This is a genomic window from Olleya sp. 1-3 (assembly GCF_002836085.1).
GTDB classification, from domain to species: domain Bacteria; phylum Bacteroidota; class Bacteroidia; order Flavobacteriales; family Flavobacteriaceae; genus Olleya; species Olleya namhaensis.
Window position 1 is genome coordinate 1 of record NZ_PJBW01000021.1, and the last position, 2,089, is coordinate 2,089.

The 2,089-nt window shown below is 29.0% G+C and carries 2 protein-coding genes; both read left to right on the forward strand.

Going from position 1 to position 2,089, the window contains the following annotated elements; genetic code table 11:
- Nucleotides 1–965: hypothetical protein (locus CXF54_RS12860; protein WP_232782619.1), on the forward strand; the 965-nt coding region annotated here is incomplete at its 5' end.
- 210 nt (nucleotides 966–1,175) lie between these two features.
- Nucleotides 1,176–1,772 carry a hypothetical protein gene (locus CXF54_RS12865; protein WP_101203862.1) on the forward strand — a complete coding sequence of 199 codons (597 nt, stop codon included), beginning with the start codon at nucleotides 1,176–1,178 and terminating at the stop codon, nucleotides 1,770–1,772.
- Nucleotides 1,773–2,089: the final 317 nt, after the last annotated feature.

Consider the following 2,089-nt stretch of genomic DNA (forward strand, 5'->3'; position numbering starts at 1 on the left):
TGAACATTCGTAAAAACATCATATTATCGATTCTAACTTTAGTTTGTGGATTGTCTTTTGGGCAAACCGCAACTGAATTGAGAATATCTGAACTAATTGAAAAACTGAATTGGGAAACGATTCCAATTGATTGCAATTATACTTTAGTTCTTAAAGAGTATGATTCTAATGCAAATGAACTTGTTGAAATTGGAAAACAAGCTAACGAACAACTTTTAAATCAATTATCAAATCCAGAAAAATCAATCGGAATTCATATAATTCTTACTCGTATAAATGATTCAAGTAGATATGAAAAAGTTGGACTTGGAACAAAATACATTTATCAAAATTGTGATGAATTAATTGGTTGGCACCACGTTTATAATGGAATAGTTTGGGAATGGTTTGAAGAAAAAGGACAAATCATATCTGAATCTGAATTGAAAAAACTAACTGACTACTGGAAAAGCAAACTGAATGGAAATGGAGAATTAACTCTCGTAGACAGCGAAGCAATTTTCAATTCACTAACGGAATCTGACAATGAAAAACATCCTTGCATTGATAATAGAAATTATGAGAATAATTCAGCAAATGTAAAATTCCAAGAATTAAAATCTCTATTAGGTAAATCATCCCAAAGTAAAGAGGTCGTTGCATTTATGAATAGAATAGGCAACGATTCAATTCATAGCTATCATAAAGATAGTTACTTCATCAATTATGATACTGATGGAATATCTCTTAAATTTAAAAAGGATAGTACTTTAAATCACATTTTCCTCGAAAAAGAATATCTCGGAACTTTATGGAAGAATCTCAAAATGGATTATTCTAAAAAGAAAATAATTAAAACTCTCGGAGAACCTACAAAGATTTATAAATATGGAGCTAACAACGAAAATTTTTGGTACGAGGAAATTAATTTGAGCATTTATTTTGATTCAAAGAAAAGAATAAAAGACGTTAGGTTCGGAATATAAAAACGTTGCCTAACAGTGTATAAAAAACATAGGGCATTTGTGGCTTAACCGAAAGGTCTGTGTTTGTTTACAAAGTCCGCTAAATATAAAATTTGGCATTTAGAGCAAAAAGATAAAAGCAAAATATTTATATTTAGCTAAGTAATAAACCGAAACGATAGTGCTTATCACCTGCCCTACGATTTCTTATACTAAACGTTGGGCATAATTATGAAAATCGCTACAATAATCATATTTTTAGTTTCATTCAATTCTTTTTCTCAAGAAATTGAATACCAACTATATTTGAAAAATTCCTGCAATGATTCTATTGAAAAGGCAATTTTCTATTCTTTAAAAAAAGGAAACATTGAATATGACGTTGAAAACCTTGACAATCCAATTATTAAGATACCCAAAAGCGGAATTTATGAATTGATTTCCGAAGAAACGAATGAAAGAATAACTATAAAAATATCAAAGGAAAATAAAAAGGACACTTTACTTTTTCCTTCAATTTATGAATACATAAAAGCACTACCATTCTCTTTTAAAAAAGATATTAATAATTCTGAATTAAGAAAATTGAGAAAGGAATCTCGCTCAACATTTATGAAATGTGACTCACCTCTAAACGGAGAAGAAAAAGACTATTTTACAAATGGAAAAATAAGATTTTACGGGAATTTCAAAAATGGTTTTGCTTTTGGAGCAGTAAAAGAATATTACCAAAACGGAAAGGTTAAAACACTTTTCAATTACGACAATGAGGGATTTCTGAAAAATAAAATTCAATATAATAAAAAAGGAATTGAAATTGAAAATTAACTATGCCCAACACCGTATAAACTTTATTGCTGGTTTTAGCTCACTTGGGAAATTCCTTCGGAATTTCGCCGTTCGTGTTTTATTTAGTAAATTCATTGCTTAAACAACGCAACAAAGCTTATACAAACACGTTGCCAACAATTATGAAAAACATCTTTGCCTTAATAATTTCACTACTAATTGGACAGTCTGTATTTGGACAGAAAACACCAATTTCTTATGTGAATAATGAAAAAGTTAAAGACAGTTCTAATAATCCATTGATTATTGATAATCGAATAAGTCAAATTTCATTGACATCAAAAACCGAATTTGAA